At 58.0% G+C, this 16,516-nt stretch carries 17 protein-coding genes; 5 read left to right on the plus strand and 12 right to left on the minus strand.

Going from position 1 to position 16,516, the window contains the following annotated elements; genetic code table 11:
- Positions 1-46: 46 nt before the first annotated feature.
- From zinT to GM298_RS01930, 8 genes are all read right to left on the minus strand, one after another.
- The gene (zinT, locus tag GM298_RS01895) at positions 47-688 is read right to left on the minus strand and encodes a metal-binding protein ZinT (RefSeq protein ID WP_025756414.1); all 642 of its coding nucleotides are present in this window, start codon (positions 686-688) and stop codon (positions 47-49) included.
- Positions 689-740: 52 nt separating this feature from the next.
- A complete protein-coding gene (urtE, locus tag GM298_RS01900) occupies positions 741-1,439 on the minus strand; it encodes an urea ABC transporter ATP-binding subunit UrtE (protein ID WP_266153463.1) in 699 nt (232 codons plus the stop codon).
- Positions 1,440-1,448: 9 nt separating this feature from the next.
- A complete protein-coding gene (gene urtD, locus GM298_RS01905) occupies positions 1,449-2,246 on the minus strand; it encodes an urea ABC transporter ATP-binding protein UrtD (RefSeq protein ID WP_047958576.1) in 798 nt (265 codons plus the stop codon).
- On the minus strand, positions 2,246-3,319 hold the full coding sequence (gene urtC, locus GM298_RS01910) for an urea ABC transporter permease subunit UrtC (protein ID WP_088244199.1): 1,074 nt from the start codon (positions 3,317-3,319) through the stop codon (positions 2,246-2,248). The genes urtD and urtC overlap by 1 nt, the downstream gene beginning before the upstream one ends.
- On the minus strand, positions 3,319-4,893 hold the full coding sequence (gene urtB, locus GM298_RS01915; RefSeq protein WP_266153464.1) for an urea ABC transporter permease subunit UrtB: 1,575 nt from the start codon (positions 4,891-4,893) through the stop codon (positions 3,319-3,321). Before urtB ends, urtC begins: the two co-directional genes overlap by 1 nt.
- Before the next feature lie 23 nt (positions 4,894-4,916).
- Positions 4,917-6,188, minus strand: a complete 1,272-nt coding sequence (gene urtA, locus GM298_RS01920; RefSeq protein WP_266153465.1) for an urea ABC transporter substrate-binding protein — start codon at positions 6,186-6,188, stop codon at positions 4,917-4,919.
- A 201-nt stretch (positions 6,189-6,389) separates the two neighbouring features.
- A complete protein-coding gene (locus tag GM298_RS01925; RefSeq protein ID WP_025756409.1) occupies positions 6,390-7,493 on the minus strand; it encodes a cobalamin-independent methionine synthase II family protein in 1,104 nt (367 codons plus the stop codon).
- Between the two features lie 156 nt (positions 7,494-7,649).
- On the minus strand, positions 7,650-8,063 hold the full coding sequence (locus GM298_RS01930) for a rhodanese-like domain-containing protein (protein WP_045284372.1): 414 nt from the start codon (positions 8,061-8,063) through the stop codon (positions 7,650-7,652).
- A gap of 73 nt (positions 8,064-8,136) precedes the next feature.
- Between GM298_RS01930 and ftrA the strand changes: the two genes are divergently transcribed.
- Both ftrA and GM298_RS01940 read left to right on the plus strand, forming a co-directional pair.
- Complete coding sequence (gene ftrA, locus GM298_RS01935) at positions 8,137-9,144, plus strand: transcriptional regulator FtrA (protein ID WP_025756407.1); 1,008 nt, start codon at positions 8,137-8,139, stop codon at positions 9,142-9,144.
- Between the two features lie 47 nt (positions 9,145-9,191).
- On the plus strand, positions 9,192-9,728 hold the full coding sequence (locus GM298_RS01940; RefSeq protein ID WP_266153466.1) for a dihydrofolate reductase family protein: 537 nt from the start codon (positions 9,192-9,194) through the stop codon (positions 9,726-9,728).
- Between the two features lie 167 nt (positions 9,729-9,895).
- On the opposite strand, the gene GM298_RS01945 is transcribed toward GM298_RS01940, so the two are convergent.
- A complete protein-coding gene (locus tag GM298_RS01945; protein ID WP_025756405.1) occupies positions 9,896-10,258 on the minus strand; it encodes a hypothetical protein in 363 nt (120 codons plus the stop codon).
- A gap of 245 nt (positions 10,259-10,503) precedes the next feature.
- On the opposite strand from GM298_RS01945, the gene GM298_RS01950 reads away from it, so the two are divergent.
- A complete protein-coding gene (locus GM298_RS01950; protein ID WP_224752908.1) occupies positions 10,504-10,731 on the plus strand; it encodes a DUF2554 family protein in 228 nt (75 codons plus the stop codon).
- On the opposite strand, the gene GM298_RS01955 is transcribed toward GM298_RS01950, so the two are convergent.
- Positions 10,732-12,696, minus strand: coding sequence for a peptidase U32 family protein (locus tag GM298_RS01955; RefSeq protein ID WP_045284369.1), 1,965 nt, complete (start codon positions 12,694-12,696; stop codon positions 10,732-10,734).
- 80 nt (positions 12,697-12,776) lie between these two features.
- Positions 12,777-13,304 carry a helix-turn-helix domain-containing protein gene (locus GM298_RS01960; RefSeq protein WP_025756402.1) on the minus strand — a complete coding sequence of 176 codons (528 nt, stop codon included), beginning with the start codon at positions 13,302-13,304 and terminating at the stop codon, positions 12,777-12,779.
- 92 nt (positions 13,305-13,396) lie between these two features.
- Here GM298_RS01960 and GM298_RS01965 point away from each other — a divergent pair, with 92 nt between their 5' ends.
- Positions 13,397-14,563, plus strand: a complete 1,167-nt coding sequence (locus GM298_RS01965; protein ID WP_266153467.1) for a benzoate/H(+) symporter BenE family transporter — start codon at positions 13,397-13,399, stop codon at positions 14,561-14,563.
- On the opposite strand, the gene GM298_RS01970 is transcribed toward GM298_RS01965, so the two are convergent.
- Positions 14,543-15,415, minus strand: coding sequence for a helix-turn-helix transcriptional regulator (locus GM298_RS01970; RefSeq protein WP_095448909.1), 873 nt, complete (start codon positions 15,413-15,415; stop codon positions 14,543-14,545). The two genes, GM298_RS01965 and GM298_RS01970, sit on opposite strands and share 21 nt — an antisense overlap.
- 173 nt (positions 15,416-15,588) lie before the next feature.
- On the opposite strand from GM298_RS01970, the gene GM298_RS01975 reads away from it, so the two are divergent.
- Positions 15,589-16,485 carry a DMT family transporter gene (locus GM298_RS01975; protein ID WP_045284367.1) on the plus strand — a complete coding sequence of 299 codons (897 nt, stop codon included), beginning with the start codon at positions 15,589-15,591 and terminating at the stop codon, positions 16,483-16,485.
- Positions 16,486-16,516: the final 31 nt, after the last annotated feature.

The raw sequence follows: 16,516 nt of genomic DNA on the forward strand, positions 1-16,516 counted from the left end.
GCCGGGTAAGGCAAAGCCGCCACCCGGCAAAAGCAACATCAACGGCCTAGTGGTGCAACATCTCCTCCACCACCTGCTGTTTGTACATCTCGTTCGGATAATAGGTCGGCCAGTTATCCATCTCCTTGAGCAGCGCCTCGTGGGAAGTGTTGCCCATGAAAATATGAAAGTGTGAAGAGGCCTTCGGCGCGATGGTGTGGTCGCTGAACTGCACAAACTTCGGCGCCTTGCTGCTGGCGTCCTGACACTCAAAAAGATAGCGAACGCCCTTTTTGCCGGACGCGTAGGTCAAAATTTTGTAGCCGCTGTAGTCATAACGACAGCTGCTGACCGTTTTGCCTTTATGGAATTCCATCACGTTATTCTCGATGCCGATGGCATCCACATCGGTTGCATACCCCGTGCGGTAGTAGGCTTTCACCTCATCAAAGGTTTTGCTTTTATCCTGCTGCGCTTTCTTCCTGAAGACCGGATCCAGCGAGCCGTCCAGCAGGAAGGGATAGACGGACTGCCAGGTGCCGTCCCAGTCGGACAGTTTTCTGTCCTTAACATCGTTGTCCTCAAAGACGCCATTCGCCGCCTTCTGTTCCGCTTCGCTCATCGCGTGACCGTGCGAGTGGGCAAACAGCTGGCCGCTGACCAGCAGCGCCCCCAGCGTCATGGCAAATTTCCCAATATGTGCAGCCAACATAACACCCTCATTCCGTTTTATCAGAGCGAGAATGTTATAATATAACATTTCAAATCGCAACCAGCCCGCGAACGCCATCCTGCTCCATGTTTTCACCCCGTCCGCGCTGAATGATGGTGCCGCGTGACATCAGCAGGTAGCTGTCCGCCAGGTCGGCGGCAAAGTCATAAAACTGCTCAACCAGCAGGATCGCCATATCCCCTCTGTCTGCCAGCTTGCGGATCACCTGGCCAATCTCCTTAATCACCGAAGGCTGTATGCCTTCGGTGGGTTCATCGAGGATCAGCAACTGCGGACGGCTCGCCAGCGCGCGACCAATCGCCAGCTGCTGCTGTTGACCACCGGAGAGATCGCCCCCGCGCCGGTGTTTCATCTCTTTGAGTACCGGGAACAGCTGCCAGATCTCCTCCGGCACCTGCTTCGCCTCGCGGGCGGGAAAGCGCGACAGCCCCAGCAGCAGATTCTCCTCCACGGTCAGACGCGGAAAAATCTCCCGGCCCTGGGGGACGTACGCCACGCCCGACTGCACCCGCTGGTGCGGCTTGCTGTGGGTGATCGTTTTCCCCTGCCAGATGACCTCCCCGGTTTTCGCCGGGATCAGCCCCATCAGGCACTTCAGTAGCGTGGTTTTCCCTACACCGTTGCGCCCCAGCAGGCAGGTAACTTCCCCGGTGACCGCCTCAAAGCTCACGCCGCGCAGGATATGGCTGCCGCCGTAATACTGATTCAGTTCGTTGACCTGTAACATTCCCTCTCCTTAACGTCCCAGATAGACCTCAATCACCTGCTCGTTGGCCTGCACCTCACGAAGCGAACCTTCCGCCAGCACGCGCCCCTGATGCAGCACCGTTACGTGGTCAGCAATGGTTTCCACAAAGCCCATGTCGTGCTCCACCACCATCAGGGAGTGCTTGCCCGCCAGCGTCCTGAACAACTCCGCGGTATACTCCGTTTCCGCATCGGTCATCCCGGCGGCGGGCTCGTCCAGCAGCAACAGATGCGGGTCCTGCACCAGCAGCATACCAATTTCCAGGAACTGTTTTTGTCCGTGGGAAAGCAGTCCGGCCCGGCGGTCCCGCTCGTTGCTGAGCCGCAATAAAGCCAGCATCTCATCAATGCGATCGCGCTGCTCACCGTTGAGCGTTGCCCGCAGGCTGGCCCAGACGGATTTATCGGTTTTCATGGCGATCTCCAGGTTTTCCCACACCGTCAGCGCTTCAAAGACCGTGGGTTTCTGGAATTTTCGGCCTATTCCCTGGCGGGCAATCGCCGCAGGCTCCAGCGTGGTGAGGTCGATCGACTGATCGTAAATGGCGCGTCCGCTTTTGGGTCGCGTCTTGCCGGTGATGACGTCCATCAGCGTGGTTTTACCGGCCCCGTTGGGGCCAATCACGCAGCGCAGTTCGCCCACGCCGATATTAAGCGAGAGATCGGTCAGCGCCTGAAAACCATCAAAACTGACGTTGATGGATTCAAGCTGCAGTACCGGGTCGGTCTGTTCGCGGTAACGATCGCCGGGCAACTGGCGGGTGAATAACCCTTCGGCTGGCTGCATTATTTCTCTCCCTTACGAAACAGGCCGTAGACGCCGCGCGGCAAAAACAGCGTGACGGCGATAAAAATCAATCCCAGAAACAGCTGCCAGTATTCCGGCATCGCGACGGTGAAGAAGCTCTTCGCCCCGTTGACCAGCGCCGCGCCAATGACCGGCCCCACCAGCGTGCCGCGCCCACCCAGCGCGACCCAGATCGCGGCTTCGATCGAGTTCGTCGGCGACATTTCGCCGGGGTTAATAATGCCCACCTGCGGGACATACAGCGCGCCGGCCAGGCCGCACAGCACCGCGGAGAGCGTCCACACCAGCAGCTTGAACCCGCGCGGATCGTATCCGCAAAACGTCAGGCGGTTTTCGGCGTCGCGAACGGCAGTCAGAATGCGGCCAAACTTGCTCTTCGCCAGCGCAAACCCGATGCCCAGCGCCAGGAGCAGCAACAGCACGGTGGCCAGAAACAGCGCAATACGCGTGGTCGTCTCCGTTACCGCAAAACCCAGCAGCGTGGTGAAGCCGGTAAAGCCGTTATTACCGCCAAAACCGGTTTCGTTGCGAAAGAACAGCAGCATCCCGGCATAGGTCAGCGCCTGAGTCATGATCGAGAAATAGACCCCTTTGATCCTGGAGCGGAAGGCAAACCAGCCAAACACCAGCGCCAGCAGCCCCGGGACCATCACAATCAGCACCAGCGCCCAGGCAAAATGCTGGGTACCCCACCAGAACCACGGCAGTTCACTCCAGGAGAGAAACGACATAAACGCCGGCAAACCGTCCCCCGCCGCCTGGCGCATCAGGTACATGCCCATCGCGTAGCCGCCCAGGGCGAAGAAGATGCCATGCCCCAGGGACAACATACCGGCGTAGCCCCACACCAGATCCAGCGCCACCGCCACAATGGCATAGCAGAGGATCTTGCCAATCAGCGTCAGCATCCAGGTTGACAGCGCCAGCGGATGCGTCGCAGGCAGTAAGGCGAAAAACGGCAGTATCAGCAGGCACATCACCAGCAGGCTGCCGGCAATCTGCGTTGTGCGTGGCGCTTTGCGCGCCAGCGTTAAGGTCAGCGGCTGGCTCATCAGTCAATCACCCTCCCTTTCAGCGCAAACAGTCCCTGAGGGCGTTTCTGAATAAACAGCACGATCGCCACCAGAATCAAAATTTTACCCAGCACCGCCCCCATCTGCGGTTCAAGGATTTTATTAAAGATCCCCAGACCAAACGCCGCGGCCACGCTGCCTGCCAGCTGGCCTACGCCACCGAGAACGACCACGAGGAACGAGTCGATAATGTACCCCTGACCGAGCTCCGGCCCGACGTTCCCAAGCTGGGAAAGCGCCACGCCGCCCAGACCGGCAATGCCTGAGCCCAGCCCGAACGCCAGCATGTCGACCCGCCCGGTCGGCACGCCGCAGCAGGCGGCCATGCTGCGGTTTTGCGTCACCGCCCTCACGTTCAGCCCCAGACGGGTTTTATTCAGAATGAGCCAGGTGAAGAACAGCACCAGCAGCACGAAGCCCAGCACCACAATGCGGTTCCACGGCAGGGTCAGGTTGGCAAAAACCTGCACCCCGCCGGAAAGCCATGCCGGGTTAGCCACCTCCAGGTTCTGCGCGCCAAACGTCATGCGCACCAGCTGGATAAGCATCAGGCTGATCCCCCACGTCGCCAGCAGCGTTTCCAGCGGACGACCGTACAAATGACGGATCACGGTGCGCTCCAGCACCATCCCGATGCCCGCCGTCAGGCAGAAGGCGACCGGCAGCGCGATAACGGGATAGAGCGCCAGCCACTGAGGAGCAAGCCCGGCCATCGTCTGCTGCACCATCCACGTGGCATACGCGCCCAGCATCAGCATCTCGCCGTGGGCCATATTAATCACGCCCAGCAGGCCGTAGGTGATGGCAAGCCCCAGCGCCGCCAGCAGCAGCACCGACCCCAGCGACAGCCCCATAAACGCCTGGCCCAGCAGATCGCCCCACATCAGACGGTGCTGGATCTGGCGAAGGCTCTCCTGCGCGGCTGCGCGGACCCCGGCGTCAGGCTCGGTCTGTGTCTGGGTAAACGGAGTCAGCCTGGACGCCACGTCCGGATCGGCGGACTGCCCGAGCCGTTCAACTGCCGTGCGGCGGACCTCAGCCTGCGGGCTGGTCAGCTGGAGATTCGCCACCGCCAGCAACAGCGCCTGACGCGCCACCGCGTCCGTTTCATCCGTCAACCGTTTTTCCAGAAAGGCGAGCATGCCTGGCTGGGCATCGCGCTGGAGCTGGCGCGCCGCTGCACGCCTTTCGGTGACACTGTCACTCACAAGCTGATGGGTGGCGATGGCCGTCGCAGCGAGCACCCGCAGCCGGTTCGTCAGACGAACGGCTTTGGTTGGCCCCGCTGCTGCCTGGCTTTCGCCCAGCGGGATGATGTCGCCATTGCGTTGTGCAAAGGCGTGCTTTTGCGTATCAACAAAGAGGTTTTCCTGTTGCAGCGCCTGCAGCAGCGGCAACCTTGCCGCCTCCGGCGAGGCGGCCCACTGCGTCAGCAGTTCCGCCTGCTGGCTGCGGCTGGCAGCAACAAAACGATCGGCATCCGATGCCTGCGCCATCCCTGGCAGCAGTCCGGTAAGCCATACAAGCGCGACGATCGTGCGTATGAAGTTCATGGCTTTCTCCCTGCGGGAATGGCTTAGTTGCTGGCGGTTTTCATCGGCTGATCGGGCTTTTTGTCATTCCCGGCGATGAACGGGCTCCACGGCTGGGCACGTACCGGCTGTTCCGTCTGCCACACCACGTTAAACTGACCGTTGCCTTCGATTTCGCCGATCATGACCGGCTTGTGCAGGTGATGGTTGGTGGCATCCATCGTGAGCGTAAAGCCAGACGGCGCCTTAAAGGACTGACCGGCCATCGCCGCACGCACTTTATCCACATCGGTGGTGCCCGCTTTCTCCACCGCCTGCGCCCACATATGGATGCCCACGTAAGTGGCTTCCATCGGGTCGTTGGTCACCACGGTATCGGCGTTCGGCAGCTTGTGCGCTTTGGCATAGGCTTTATAGTCCGCCACGAAGGTCTGGTTGGTTGGATTATCAACGGATTCAAAGTAGTTCCACGCCGCCAGGTTGCCCACCAGCGGTTTGGTGTCAATGCCGCGCAGCTCTTCTTCACCCACGGAGAACGCCACGACCGGCACGTCGGTCGCTTTCAGCCCCTGGTTCGCCAGCTCTTTGTAAAACGGAACGTTGGAGTCGCCGTTGATGGTTGAGACCACGGCAGTTTTACCGCCCGCAGAGAATTTCTTGATGTTGGCGACAATGGTCTGGTAGTCGCTATGACCAAACGGGGTGTAAACCTCTTCGATGTCTTTATCCTCCACCCCTTTGGAATGCAGGAACGCGCGCAGGATCTTGTTGGTGGTGCGCGGGTAGACGTAGTCCGTGCCCAGCAGGAAGAAGCGTTTCGCCGCGCCACCGTCTTCACTCATCAGGTATTCCACCGCCGGGATAGCCTGCTGGTTCGGCGCCGCGCCGGTATAGAAGACGTTCGGTGACATCTCCTCGCCTTCATATTGCACCGGATAGAACAGCAAACCGTTCAGCTCTTCAAAGACGGGCAGAACGGACTTTCGCGAGACCGACGTCCAGCAGCCGAACACCACCGCCACCTTATCCTGACTTAACAGCTGGCGCGCTTTCTCGGCAAACAGCGGCCAGTTTGAGGCCGGATCCACCACCACCGGCTCCAGCTTCTTACCCAGCACGCCGCCTTTCGCGTTGATCTCATCGATGGTCATCAGGGCGACATCTTTCAGCGGGGTTTCGGAGATGGCCATCGTGCCGGAGAGGGAGTGCATGATCCCCACTTTGATGGTATCGGCCGCCTGCACGCCAAAACTCATTCCCATAGCAACGACAGACGCAGACAATGCAAAGGCTTTTAATAAAGTACGACGGTGCATATTTTCACTCCTGAAAAAGAACGCTGTGCGAAGACGTCCGTTACGGCGTGGACGCGGAAATAAATGTCTCAGCGAAGCAGGAGCAAAAAGGATGCCAGAATGGAGAAAGCGTGAATGCAGGGGCTGAAGCGCAGGATGTAAAGAGAACGTCTCAGAATGGCACAGCGCTGCACTTTAATAATGCAGCGCTGAAAAGCGGGTTTACCAGACTTCACTGGCGATCTGCGTCACCAGGCGGATTTTGTCCCACTGCTGGGCTTCGCTCAGGCTGTTACCCTCTTCGGTAGAAGCAAAGCCACACTGCGGGCTGAGGCAAATTTGCTCTTTCGCCACGTATTTCGCCGCTTCTTCCAGACGCGCCTTCACCCCTTCCGGGTTCTCCAGCTCGCCATTTTTGGTGGTGATAAGCCCCAACACCACCTGCTGTTTGCCGGGGCGGACAAAGCGCAGCGGCGCGAAATCCCCGCTGCGGTCGTTATCATATTCCAGGAAGAACGCGTCAACGTTAACCGTCCCGAACAGCACTTCCGCCACCGGCTCATAGCCGCCTTCTGAAATCCAGGTTGAGCGGAAGTTACCGCGGCAGACGTGCAGCCCGATGGTCAAATCGTCCGGTTTGCCCTCCAGGGCCTTGTTCAGCACGCGGGCATAGATACGCGCCAGCTCGTCGGGGTCATCACCGCGCTCGCGGATCTGACGACGCTGGTCATCCGAGCAGAGATAGGCCCAGACGGTGTCATCCAGTTGCAGATAACGGCAGCCCGCGTCATAGAAAGCCCGAATGGCGTCGCGCCAGGTGGTCGCCAGATCGTCGAAATAGACGTTCAGGTCCGGATACACCGTCGCGTCTATGTCTTTACGACCGCCGCGAAAATGCAGCACGCTCGGGCTCGGAATGGTCATTTTCGGCTCGGCGCTCCCGCTGATGCTTTTCAGATAACGAAAGTCCTCCAGCATCGGATGCTCGCCAAAGCCCAGCTTGCCGGTAACGCGCACGCCGTGGGCTTTGGTTTGCACACCGTTAAACTGAATGCCCTGCTGCGCATCGTAACGCTCTACGCCCTGCAGACCGTCGAAGAAATCAAAGTGCCACCAGGCGCGGCGAAACTCACCGTCGGTGACCACATTCAGCCCGCACGCACACTGCTGCTCAACGACATGGCGGATAGCGTCGTTTTCAATGGCGCGAAGCTGCCCGGCGTCAATTTCGCCGCTGGCAAATTTCTGGCGAGCCTGTTTGATGGCATCCGGGCGTAAAAAGCTGCCGACTACATCGGCGCGGAACGGGGCGTGGTGTCGTTGCATGGAAATCTCCTCAGTCTGCCGGTGATAATTGCCCGCAGTGATAATTCATCTTTTGAAGCTTTAGACTTCTGGATGTCTAAATGTCCAAAAAAGATGTCATACCTGCTTTATCCCGGCAAACGAGAAAATTTCACGGGTGATGAAAAAAATTCATCTTCACAGCGCGGCAGCGGTTTCGCTGCTGGCAAAGGCGTACTTTTCATCTTCCCAGCCGGTGATCCCGCCGAGCATAATTTTGACCGGCAGCCCAAGACGCGCCAGCTTCAGCGCGGCTCTGTCCGCACCGTTACAGTGTGGTCCGGCGCAGTAGACGACAAACAGCGTGCCTTCAGGCCACTGGGCCATGCGCCCGGCGGTAATCTGACTCCACGGCATGTGCACTGCGCCGGGGACGTGACGGCGGGCAAACTGCTCCGGGCCGCCCACCACATGAAGCAGCACGAAGTCCTGCTCCTGGTTGACGATGGCATGATGCACATCGGCACAATCGGTTTCGACGCTCAGACGGCGCAGAAAATGGGTGACGGCTTCCTGCGGCTCAGCAGCCGGAAATTCAGTAACATAGCTCATGATCCTTCCTCATCTTTGGCGTTTGTGTTAACACTACTCTATCCACAAATTCAGCCGGTGAATGCGCTCACGTATGCCAGAAAACAGCAAAAAGATGACAAACTTAAGACAGCATCCCCGCCCGAAGGTGGTGGTGCTGGCCTATGACGGTCTGTGTACCTTCGAATTCGGCGTGGCGGTGGAGATCTTCGGCCTGCCGCGCCCCGAGCTCGGCGACAACTGGTACCGCTTTGCGGTGGCGAGCGTGGATAGCGGTGAACTGCGGGCGACGGGCGGGATCCGTATCATTACCGATGGCGATCTCTCCCTGCTTGAATCTGCCGATCTGATCGTGGTGCCGGGATGGCGGGGGCTGGAGTCACCGGTTCCGGAGCCGCTCTGCCACGCGTTACGCCAGGCCAGCGCGCGGGGCTGTCAGCTGCTGTCGATCTGTTCCGGCGTGTTTGTGCTGGCCGCGTCAGGGCTGCTGAACGGACGTAAAGCCACAACGCACTGGCGTTATATTGACGCACTTAAAGCCCGTTACCCTGAGATCGAGGTGGTTGAGGATGTGCTCTACCAGGACGAAGGCGATATTCTGACCTCCGCAGGCAGTGCAGCGGGCATCGATCTCTGTCTGCATGTCGTGCGACGGGATTATGGCATGGAAACCGCCAACAGCGTGGCGCGCCGGCTGGTTATTCCGCCACACAGGGATGGTTCACAGCCGCAGCAGCTGAGCCGCCCGGTGGCGCAGTTGCGGGAAAGCCAGCGACTTGGTCAGCTGTTTGACTTTTTGCACCAGCATCTTAATGAAGCGCACAGTGTCGACTCGCTGGCGCGTCGGGTTGGGATGAGCCAGCGCACCTTTCTGCGTCGCTTCGAGGCGGCGACGGGAACCACGCCAGCCCGCTGGTTACTCCATGAGCGCCTGTTGCGGGCGAAAGATTATCTGGAAAGCAGTCGGTTAAGCATCGACAGCATTGCTGAACAGACCGGGTTTGGTCAGGCATCGACGCTGCGTCATCATTTTCGTCAGCAGTTCGCGCTTTCCCCGGCCCAGTATCGCAAACAATTTTCACGTCCGGATGCGGTCCGCTAAAGAGCCAGTCCGGACATCGGCATTTACGATTAACAAGGGAGCACCTGATGGTCACCACCCACGTTTTTATCGCCGTCAGTCTTGATGGTTACATCGCCCGGGAGAATGACGATATTGACTGGCTGTTGCAGCGCGACGATCCGAGCGAAGACCATGGCTATACGGCGTTTATTGCGGACAAAGAGTGGATCGTCATGGGGCGCGGAAGCTATGAGAAGGTGGTGACCTTTGACACCTGGCCGTATGACAGGCCGGTGCTGGTGCTCTCCCGACAGCTGGCCGACACGCCCGTGCCGGAGGCGCTGAAGGGCAAAGTGCAGTTCTCCCGCCGTGCGCCAAAAGAGGTACTGGACGATCTGGCGGCGCAAAATGTCCATCGCGTCTATCTCGATGGTGGGCGGGTCATACAGTCGTTCCTGCGCGAAGGACTGGTGGCCGATATGGTGATTACTACCGTTCCTGTCCTGCTTGGCTCGGGAAAACCGCTGTTTGGCGCCCTTCCACGGGATATCGATTTGACACTGGTATCCAGCCGCAGCTTCCCTTCAGGCCTGGTACAGTCGCACTATCGGGTCACAACATAACGCTGGTAGCGCCACTGCTGGCAAAAAAAAAAACCGCCATTATCTGGCGGTAAATGCTTGCATGGATAGATTTGTATTTTGGTCTCTACGTCCCGACACGTCATGGCCGGGCAGCGGATCCCATACAACCTATCACTTTATATCTCAACGAACCTTAAACAGCCCTGTTAACCCGCCTGGGTATTGATTTGCAAATAACGCATCAGGCCCTGCTCAGCGCTTTGTCTGGCATCATCATTGATGGCCTCAAGATAAAACGAACGCGACACGCCATATGGCGCTTTTTCGGACGGATAGACCGCAAACTGGAATGTTTTCCCGCGCGTCTTGTGAGTGCAGTCTAATTCCCAGCGTTCGTCGTTAATTTTGATGCTATTACAATCAACGCGTCCATAATCGCTGGTTAAATATGATCCTACGCGAGCTTCTGCAGAGTGAATATATTCAGGTGCGTCATTACTGACATAACGAGCGCCAGCCGCGGCCCCTGCTGCAACCACCACAAGCGCCAACACCATTATTTTTTTCATTTATTAAGACCCGTTCCTTAGCCAGAGAATTCTTATTATATAGGATTTATCTCTAAAACCATTGTCCAGTTTGGTACCAGAAATGGCGGTTTATCGTCAGTATCTCAATTTTAAGAAAAGTCTCAATATAGCTTTAATTCGACAAAACCTGACGATGCCTTTGCGTTAATTTGAATATTCGAATAATAACACAAGGGAATTACAGGCATGATCGTTCCGCGTTCTTATTCTGCGGTGAAGAGATAATGAGAAAAGGCCTGGCACTGGTGATGTTGCTCTGCGCCCTGTTTTCGGGGCAGCTTATGGCGGGGCACAAAGGACATGAATATATTTGGGTGAAAAACGTGGAGCATCAGCTTCGTCATGAAGCCGACAGCGATGAATTGCGAAGCGCGGCGGAAGAGTCGGCAGAGGGTTTGCGCGAGCACCACCTGTGGCAGAAATCGCGCAAACCGGACACGCACGTTCGGTAATTAGCTGCCCTTACGTTTCGGCAGGGTTTTCATCAGATCGTCCGGGCTGACAGACGCCACAATACTGCCAGGCGGTGGCATTTTGAAGATGTGGTTTTTCATCTTGCCAATCACATGCATTTCGCACGGACGACAGTCAAATTTAAGGGTCAGGACTTCGTCTCCGTTCACCAGCTGCATCGGGGTGGCCTTCCAGCTTTTGATATTCCCTTTCGCCTGCTTCGGACACAGGTTGAAGGCAAAGCGCAGGCAGTGCTTGGTGATCATCACCGGCACATCGCCCTTCTCTTCATGCGCTTCATACGCCGCGTCGATCAGCTGCACGCCGTGACGATGGTAGAATTCACGGGCTTTATGGTTATAGACGTTGGCAAGGAAGGACAAATGCGTATCCGGGTAAACGGGCGCAGGGACGGTTTCAGCTTTACGGCTGCCGCGCGGATACTGCGCCAGGCGTGCCGCATCCAGCATCTCTGCCGTTTCACGGCGGAACGAATTAAGCAGGCTGTTCGGCACGAACAGCGCGTCCGGCAGGTTCACCTCAATGGTGCGGGCGTAGTAAATCGTCTGCCCCAGCTTCGCCACGCCGTCCTTCAGGTTGTTAAGCGCTTTTTCGGCGTTATTGGCCACCTCGAACAGACCGTCGAGCGTGTGGGTTACGCTGATGCCATCTTCACAGGTCATGGTCAGAATCAGCTGCTCTTCCCAGCCGCCCAGTTCAATATCCACCGCAATGCGGCGTTCGCTGGAGGTTTTCAGAAGCGCCTGCTGCCAGTTATGATCGAGGTTACGGTTAAGCGCTGCGTTTGGTCGCGCTTTGTAGAGATCGGCCGGCATTTCATTCGGCCAGACGCGGTAGCGATTTTCGCCGGTTTTCTCCACCGTATTGGCGCGGAAGCCCACCACTTCACGCTTGATCATCACGTTAAGGCCATCACCGTTCGCCAGCGGCTCCGTCACTTCAACATCCAGGTAATCCTTCGCCACTTTCAGCACTTCACCGACCGGTAAACCGATAAACTTCGGGGAATCAAACGCGCCGATATCCCCTTTGCGGGCATTGACAAAATAGTCCGTGCTGCCGCGGTGGAAGGTTTTGTCCGTCGACGGAATAAAGAAATGCTCGGTACGACCGGCCGACGCGCGCGCCAGGTCACCGCGGTCTTCAATAATCGCATCCAGCATCTGGCGATAGTGCGCGGTGATGTTCTTCACGTAGCTCATATCTTTGTAACGCCCTTCAATCTTGAAGGAGCGCACGCCTGCGTCAATCAGCGCGCCCAGGTTGGCGGTCTGATCGTTATCCTTCATGGAGAGCAGGTGTTTTTCGAACGCCACGACGCGGCCCTGATCGTCTTTCAGGGTATACGGCAGACGGCAGGCCTGAGAACAGTCGCCGCGGTTGGCGCTGCGGCCCGTTTGCGCGTGGGAAATGTTGCACTGACCGGAATAGGCGACGCATAGCGCGCCGTGGATAAAGAACTCAATGGTTGCGTCTGTCGCCTGGTGGATATCGCGGATCTGATTCAGGTTCAGTTCGCGTGCCAGAACGATCTGCGAAAAGCCGACGTCGGAAAGAAACTTCGCCTTCTCTACCGTGCGGATATCACACTGGGTACTGGCATGCAGTTCAATGGGGGGAATATCCAGCTCCAGCACGCCCATGTCCTGCACAATCAGGGCATCGACGCCGGTCTGGTAGAGATCGGTAATCAGACGCTGTGCAGGCTCCAGCTCATCATCATGAAGAATGGTGTTCAGGGTGACGAACACCTTCGCCCCGAAACGGTGGGCGAACGGCACCAGTTCAGCAATATCGCTCAGGCTGTTGCTGGCGTTATGGCGGGCACCGAAGCCAGGGCCGCCAATGTAGACGGCGTCTGCGCCATGAAGGATCGCTTCACGGGCAATGGCGGCGTCGCGGGCCGGGCTTAAAAGTTCAAGATGATGGGATTGCAGGCGCATACTTCGTCGTTATCCGTTATGGTCAAAATGGCGGCTATTGTAGTCAGAAGTATGCGTCAGCGAAACAGTTTTGCGTAGCCTTAGCGGGGATAATGGATCAGCGAATGAAAATGCACCGGCCGGTCGCTGCTGTTACGGTATGCGTGCGGTTTATCGCCGGCAAAACGCACGCCTGAATCGGCAGAAAGGGTCTGCCACTGTCCCTCAAGTTTCATTTCCAGCTCACCGCTGATCACCACCACATGTTCAATCACCCCCGCTTCATGCGGCGTGGACTCGCTCAGCGCGCCGGGTGCCAGGGTAATGGAGAAATGATCAAACTTCAGCGTTTCGTCCCACGGAAACAGCGGTTTCACCACCATCGCCTGCTGCTGCGGGTCAAAGACGGCCTGCCGGTCCGCCTCCGGGGTGATAAACGCGGAGAACGGTACGTTCAGTCCGGTGGCGATTTTCCACAGTGTCGACACCGTCGGGCTGGACTCATTGCGCTCAATTTGCCCGAGCATGGCTTTTGATACACCGGTCTCGTCCGCGAGCTTCGACAAACTCCAGCCGCGCGCCTGACGCAGCGTTTTCAGTGTTGTTGCAAGATGCAGTGTGATGTCCATGTTCCCTCCTGGTGATGCCCAGCATACCACTTGTACGCTATAACGCACAGTGTTACCTTATTCCGGACGTTATAACGCACAATGGAGTTCCCATGCGCCCTTCCTCTCATTTCATTCCTGTCACGCTGGCGGGCTTCGTCGCCGTTCTGGTGGGTTACGCCAGTTCTGCCGCCATTATCTGGCAGGCCGCTGCCGCAGCGGGTGCCAGCGCACAGCAGATCGCAGGCTGGATGACCGCCCTGGGAATCGGGATGGGCGTCAGCACGCTGGCGCTTTCCTGGTGGTATAAAGCGCCGGTGCTTACCGCCTGGTCCACGCCCGGTGCCGCGCTGCTCGCCACCAGCCTGCATGGCGTCACGCTGGCGGAAACCATCGGCGTGTTCATCTTTGCCAACGCGCTTATCCTGCTCTGCGGCATCACCGGATTATTCGCCCGGCTGATGAAGCTGATCCCCCATTCCCTTGCCGCCGCCATGCTGGCGGGTGTGCTTTTGCAGTTTGGCCTGCATGCGTTTGCGCATCTTGAGGGGCACTTTTTGCTGTGCGGCAGCATGATTGCGGCATGGCTGCTGGCAAAAGCGCTGGCCCCGCGTTATGCCATCGTGGTCACGCTGCTGGCAGGCGGTATTGTGGCATGGATAAGCGGTGACGTTGTCACCGACAGGCTAACCCTCTCCCTGGTGATGCCCGAATTTGTTGCGCCTACGTTCACCTTCACCAGCCTGATCAGCATTGGCGTGCCCTTCTTCCTCGTGACCATGGCCTCGCAAAATGCGCCGGGGTTCGCCACGATGAAAGCGTCGGGATATCCGCTGGCGGTCTCCCCGCTCATCATCGTGACGGGTGGACTGGCGCTGCTGTTTTCGCCGTTTGGCGTCTTTTCCATCTGCATAGCGGCGATAACCGCCGCCATTTGTCAAAGCCCGGATGCACACCCGGATGCGGATAAGCGCTGGCTGGCAGCCATTGCCGCTGGCGGGTTTTATCTGCTGGCGGGGGTTTTCGGCGGCTCTATTACCGGCCTGATGGCCGCCCTGCCGCTTAGCTGGATCCAGACGCTGGCCGGTCTGGCGCTGCTGGGAACCATCAGCGGGAGTTTATATCAGGCATTACATCACGAAGCGGAGCGCGACGCGGCCATCGTCACGTTTCTGATGACCGCAAGCGGCGTCACGCTGATGGGGATTGGTTCGGCATTCTGGGGGCTGGTGTTGGGCGGCCTGTGCTATGCCCTGTTCTCACGCGTTCGCCGCACGTAGCTGTGAGGGCGTCATGCCCGTCACGCTGCGAAAGCGGTTGCTGAAGTGGCTGGCGGAGTTAAACCCGCAGGCTAGCGCAATGTCCGTCAGCGGCATGGAGGTATGCTGCACCAGCTCTTTCGCTTTGACCATTCGCCTGTGCATCACGTACTGATGCGGCGCCAGCCCCGTTGACTGGCGGAACATGCGGGCAAAATGGTATTCACTGAGGGCGGCCTGCGCCGCCAGTTCGGCCAGCGTCAGGGGCTGCCCCAGGTTCTCTTCGATAAAGGCCAGCACGTTGCGCAGAACAAACGGCGATAACCCGCCGGTGACGACCGGCAGTTTCCACTGCACGTTGGCGTAGTTTTGCAGCAGATGAGTCAGCAGGAGCGTGGAGGCCGTGCTCAGGGTGAGCTGGTTGGCGTTTTGCTGCCAGTCACAGCCCAGTAAGAACTGGCGATACAGTGCGGTGATCTTCGGATCGCTGCCAAAAATGCGTTCGTCCAGGGTCAGCGACAGCGGCCGCTTGTCCCAGATTTTCTCCCCCACGTCGCGCAGGTGCTCATCGGTACAGTAGAGATGCACAAACGACAGGTCATCCCGGATATCCCACGTTGATTCGCTCTCTTTGGGCATCAAACAGAAACGGTCCGGTCCCCCGCCGTTTTTCCAGCCGCCCGGCGTTTTTTGATAGCTTTCGTAACCGTCCGCCACGTACAGGCTCAGGGTGTGATGGTTACTTTTCACCGTTATCGTATCGTGCTTGTTGTACCACGCGGCCAGCTGAATACCGGAATTCAGCGAGACGGTTCCCCGCAGGACTGCATTCTGTTGGCTGAGCGTTTCAAAGGTATCGTAAGCGTGAGACATAACCGTTAGCGCGTGATGGACAGGGATCTCAGTCTAAAAAGAGTTGTCGCCCGTTGCCAGTCCCCGGGAAAGAAAAAAGCGCAAGATTTTGCAAGTCTCCCGCAAGCCGGTGAAAGCCCGATGCGGGATGTCGCGCCATACTGCGGGCTTCGGTGGTTTAAGAAGAGAAGAATATGAACGCATTATTATACGGACTGGTGGTGATTATCTGGGGAACCACCTGGATTGCGATTTTCCTGCAGCAGGGACCGGTGGCGGCGCCGGTGTCGATTTTCTGGCGCTTCGCGGTCGCCAGCCTCACGATGATGGTGGTGTTACTCGCCCTGCGCCGTCTGCGCACGCTGGCGCTACGGGATCACCTGTTTTGCCTGCTGCAGGGATGCTGTGTTTTCTGCTTTAACTTCTGGTGTTTTTACACGGCAGCGGCACATATCAACACCGGGCTGGAGTCGGTGATCTTCTCCATGGCCGTGCTCTATAACGCCATTAACAGCTTTATTTTCTTCGGTCAGCGCCCACCGGCGCGCTTCTGGACGGCTGCGGCACTGGGCCTGGTCGGGATCATCACCCTCTTCTGGGACGATCTGCTGGCCAGCGGCTGGAGTGCGTCACTCCTGACGGGCATTGGGCTTTCCGCGCTCGGTACCTACGGCTTTTCGCTGGGCAATATGATCAGCATGCGCCATCAGCGCAGAGGCCTCGAAACCATGACCACCAACGCCTGGGCGATGCTCTATGGCACGCTGGTGATGGGCTGCATTGCGCTGTTCAGAGGTGATAGCTTCGTGCCGGAATGGACGCTGAGCTATATGGGCGCGCTGGTCTATCTGGCCCTGTTTGGCTCGGTGATTGCGTTTGGCGCGTACTTCACGCTGGTGGGCCGCATTGGCCCGGGCAAAGCGGCCTACAGCACGCTGCTTTTTCCGCTGGTGGCGCTCTCCATCTCCACGGTGTATGAAGGCTACGTCTGGCATATCAACGGCATTGTTGGATTAGTGCTGATTCTGGGAGGAAATATGGTGATGTTCACGAAACCGGAAACCTGGTTCAGACGCTTGCGGACGGCGTAAATAAAAACGGCCTGCATCACGCAGGCCGTTT

It is taken from the genome of Enterobacter sp. HSTU-ASh6 (assembly GCF_026319105.1).
Classification (GTDB): Bacteria; Pseudomonadota; Gammaproteobacteria; order Enterobacterales; family Enterobacteriaceae; genus Enterobacter; species Enterobacter sichuanensis.